We start from the raw sequence: 4,329 nt of genomic DNA on the forward strand, positions 1-4,329 counted from the left end.
TCTCAGAAAGGATAAGTCAAGTATAGAATTTGTGACTAAGAGACAGCCCGATAGGACGGGGAGTGTCAGAAAGGAATACGCCATTTACCTGTTAATTGTCACTACCAGTAATGTCCGAAAAGCACGGTGAATTCATCACTTTCTTCATATTCATAGGAAAACCTTAACTCCCGGTTTTTGCTAATCTGATATCGGGTATCAAAGCGGAAGCTGTTGTGGTCTGATCTGGAGCCATCAATTTGCTTCTTATGCTGGTATTCAAAAAGCGCATTTATCCGTTCAGAGACGCTGGCCACGGCATTGACAGTGATGCGGCCTTCCAGATTTCCGGCCCCTTGCCTGTTGTCACGAACGGCAGCACCAACAAATCCGGAGAGAGCCAGGTCATTGGTTGCCATTGCCGTGTATCCCCTGTCGCCCTCTAGCTGAAGTGTCAGGCAGGTTTCTGAACAGTCGGGCCGGGCAGGCTGTAAACCCGCTTTCAGTCTCCACGCATCATACCCATCACCGGGAAGCCCGGTCGCTTCTGTTGCGAGGCTCTGAATACTGACAAAGTCCACACCATCCACAATGATTTTTCCGTCAAATATGGACAGTTCAACCTGGCCCATAATCAGCTCACCAAACTCAGCATGTTCTGCCCCTCCATCCAGACTGTCATAATAAGCAGGACGAATATTCAACGTCATACCACCGCCAAGATCGTCATCGTAACGTAGCCCAAGTTGAACAAGGCCTGGGTCGCGCCCTTCATCGGGCGAGACAGGCCTTTCATAGGTGGGATTACTGCCACCGGGAGGAAGAGTGTAGCGTGTGCCAATACATTGTGATAGGCCAGCTTAATGGCGTGTTTATCGTCCTTTGAAGCGGTCTGACCAAGGAACTGATAATAATCAAGCAGGGTATCCAATATTAAAAACCTGTCGTCCATGGGTTCTGACTGGAAAATATCCGTATTGAGTATGTGCGGGTTGGCAATGGCTTCTGCAACCATGTTTTTGTGTCGGTCCTGAAGCGTGCGAAAACGACTATAGAGACGGAACTGCCTTGATGGCTGAAAAGTAATCGCTTTTACCAGGGGTTTGCCGTTTAATGTGGCTTTGTCCAGTTCCAGAATTTGAGATTGCGGTATCACCCAAAAATCATTATCAGGGTTGGCTTTCACTCCATCGATAATCTCAAGCAATTCCCCAAGACGAAATGAGCAATTTTTATTCAGGAAAAAGTATTGGTATTCCTTACCCATGACTTCCCATGTATGGGCGAGAACAAAATCGACCTGTTCAGGTGTTAAATCCAGTTCATACTCCCAGAGGTCACGCAGTTCCAGCTCCCCGTAATTCTGATTATGAAAATAGTATTCAGCATGGCTGAAGCCTCCTTTATATCCGCCAAACAAGCCCTTGAAAATGTAACTGACCGGGTCTTCGCCATCTTCTACAATGGCTCCAAAATTGACACTGGTATCCAATAGCTGAGTACGGTCCTTGTCTTTTGAGTTCAGCTTCAGCAGGGTGTGGCCATAATAAGATGCCGGGTTACCCAGGTACCCCGAGGCAAAAATAATGCTTAGTGATTTTGCATCACCGTACTCGGACCATTCAGAAAATTCAGGACAGTGAATAGACGTCACTGATTCATCTGTTAAACCAAGTTCAGACTTGAGCCACTGATACCTTGCAGGAAAACGACATTGTGCGTGAGAGTCAGGGTCACCGCCCACTGGCTGTGTGAATGCATGTAGTGTTGCCAGTAGTTCAGCTTCCGGGTTGGTTCGACCATCGGGAGCCAGGAAGAATTCTTTGGTCTGGATTGCACTTTCAACTTCTGCACCCAATAAGCCGGATGGTTCATAAACCAGCAATTTTTTCCATGTATCGGTTTTTGATAACTTTTGAATGGTAGCAAGATGAATATAAGGATTAACAGAGGAGGTTTCAGGCACAGCAGCAGAAGAAGACAGCGATAAAAGCAACAGGCAAAGAGAGAGAATAGGTTTAGTCACTGCTTACAGGTCTTATGGTTTGACTGAGGTATTAACTGGCGCTGCCCAGACAACGCCAGACATCAGATCAGGCGGAGCAGCTATCCGCTACACTGGCAACACCTGCATCCATCGCCTGATAATATTGAGTGGCTTTTTCCACATCAGAGAGAGTTGAATAGCTGGCAGCTGTCACGTTACCCACCATGTCTTTGCGGATAGACTGAACAATCGTCGGGTGGGCCGATGCCTGACACCCCCGCACAGTCAACATTGCGGTCAAATGCTCACCCTGTCCAAGTGCCGTTTCTTCGGCCAGATTGTCGTAATTATCAATAATGAATTGTGCCGTTTTTACTTTGCTGCCATTACATGTTTCAGGGCTCATGGTTGCAGAAGTCAAAGCCGTTGATCCAATATCCCAGATGACATTTGAGGTTACCGCAGCCCACACAGGGCCTTCGGAAAAAAGAGCGGCGCCAATACCACAATCTGAATATGGGTTAGGGCCGGATCCAACCGGCTTGTCGGCAGCGCTTACAGATGTGGCAACGCACAGGAGTGCATAGGCAATGACTGGAAATTTTAACATTGATAGGCTTCCCTGATGATCATTCTGATTTGAGTCAAACTCTCGCATAAGCTGTCCGTATGGCATATACAAAAGCTTAGTATGTAACAATACTTATCAGGCCGCGGAAATACAATGCAATCGTTCAGGTATTTGGTGGTTTAAATAAATTTAACGACAGAATTCACCAGTCTGAATATCATCGCAAGCCTAACGATGACCCCCATCAGGGTAGTGAAAGTTTAATGCCTATATCAAGTACAAGTGCTGATACCGCACTGTTTATTCTGGCTGTTATTTTCTTTGTTATCATGTTAACCGGGTTTGCCATTAATACTGCCAGTCAATATTTACGCAACAATTGTTAGATAATCGTTGAGAAGGCGGCTACTCTGTTGACATTATCTGCGTTTGGCTGCTTTCTAGCATTGAAAATTCATCAATCTCCGAGGGTTATCAGTTGTTTAAGCTGTTTTTGACCAGCGTGCTGCTGTTTTTTGGCATCTTGCCACTGGCGTATATCAGAAAGAATCTCATTGTTGAAAACGAGTTGTATGGCCTGTTTTTTGGTAATTATGTCTATCTTGCACACTACTTGCTGTTTACTGTACTGATACTGCTGATCGTTCATTATCTGATAAAGCCTGTGCCCGTCTATCTTAGAAAGTGGATTATTGCCGCTTCGCTATGCGCGGTGACTGTCATCGGCTATATCAACTATCGTTATACCGATGTCGTTCATACTCAAATCACTATGAACAAAATCGCAGATAGAGAACAGCTGCGTATCGCCTTTATTAGCGACCTCCATCTTATGCCAACGTCCAACAAACACCTTTTTGTGGATATGGTAGAGAAGATTAATGCTGAAAATCCCGACATCATTGTGTTTGGTGGCGATATTTTTCAGGATAGCCATACCAACGTTAATGAGGGATACAAAAAAGTTTTTGCTGAATTAACAGCAAAACATGGTGTCTATGCGATTCTTGGCAATCATGAATACTACGGTAACGATGTGGATGGTAATGTTGCCTTTATCAAGAATTCAGGAATTGAGATTCTGCACGATGAGGTACTCACTATTGATGGCATTCGCTTAATTGGCCGTGATGACATCGGTAATAAGTTTGCCGTTACCCATCGGATGAGTCTGAAAGAAATTTATGAGCGCGACAATGTTCAAGCCAGTGATCCGACCATTGTCTTTGACCATAATCCCGTCTCGATACCTGAAAGCATTGAGAACAAGGCCGATCTACAGGTTTCCGGTCACACTCATGCTGGCCAGTTCTTCCCTTATAATCTGATCTTGCGTCGAATGTACCCGAACGTCGTTGGCCATAAAGTTATCGACGGGCTACATACTATCGTCAGCGCTGGTGTTGGCGTGGGTTGGTGGAAAATCGTTGGGCCATGGCAAATGCCCTACCGATTTGGCACCAGTGGTCAAATTAATATTATTGATGTGAGCTTTGCAGACCCTGAACAAGACAGGCAAGAGAAACAGCAGTAAATAATCTGGGGGCTTGTTGCCCCCAAATCTGATGACTAATCTGCTAATCGCCCGGTTTCTTTGTCGAAATCACTCTCATGGATTTCATACCACATGACGTTGATGGTTCCAAAAGATCATTGGCTGTTTAAGTAAAGTTTGGCATAGTCTGACATAAACAAAGAACTTGAAAATCAACAGGTTACAACAATCGCCTGAAAATTTTTGTAACTATTCTGTGAACCCAGCCAAACCAGCCCACCAAGCTGGTAAGGAATA

General features: G+C 45.2%; 4 protein-coding genes. 1 reads left to right on the plus strand and 3 read right to left on the minus strand.

From position 1 onward, the window contains the following. Window positions 1-101 precede the first annotated feature (101 nt). From KDK14_RS00775 to KDK14_RS00785, 3 genes are all read right to left on the minus strand, one after another. Window positions 102-689 (minus strand): hypothetical protein, encoded by a 588-nt coding sequence (locus KDK14_RS00775; RefSeq protein ID WP_257263108.1) that lies wholly within the window; start codon window positions 687-689, stop codon window positions 102-104. Beyond that, window positions 686-2,005, minus strand: coding sequence for a DUF4105 domain-containing protein (locus KDK14_RS00780; RefSeq protein ID WP_257263109.1), 1,320 nt, complete (start codon window positions 2,003-2,005; stop codon window positions 686-688). Before KDK14_RS00780 ends, KDK14_RS00775 begins: the two co-directional genes overlap by 4 nt. Window positions 2,006-2,072: 67 nt before the next feature. After that, the gene (locus KDK14_RS00785; protein ID WP_257263110.1) at window positions 2,073-2,576 is read right to left on the minus strand and encodes a DUF3015 domain-containing protein; all 504 of its coding nucleotides are present in this window, start codon (window positions 2,574-2,576) and stop codon (window positions 2,073-2,075) included. 439 nt (window positions 2,577-3,015) lie between these two features. Here KDK14_RS00785 and KDK14_RS00790 point away from each other — a divergent pair, with 439 nt between their 5' ends. Next, a complete protein-coding gene (locus KDK14_RS00790; RefSeq protein WP_257263111.1) occupies window positions 3,016-4,071 on the plus strand; it encodes a metallophosphoesterase in 1,056 nt (351 codons plus the stop codon). Window positions 4,072-4,329 lie beyond the last annotated feature (258 nt).

The sequence above is a fragment of the Endozoicomonas sp. ONNA2 genome, assembly GCF_024606365.1.
In the GTDB taxonomy this organism is placed as follows: domain Bacteria; phylum Pseudomonadota; class Gammaproteobacteria; order Pseudomonadales; family Endozoicomonadaceae; genus Endozoicomonas.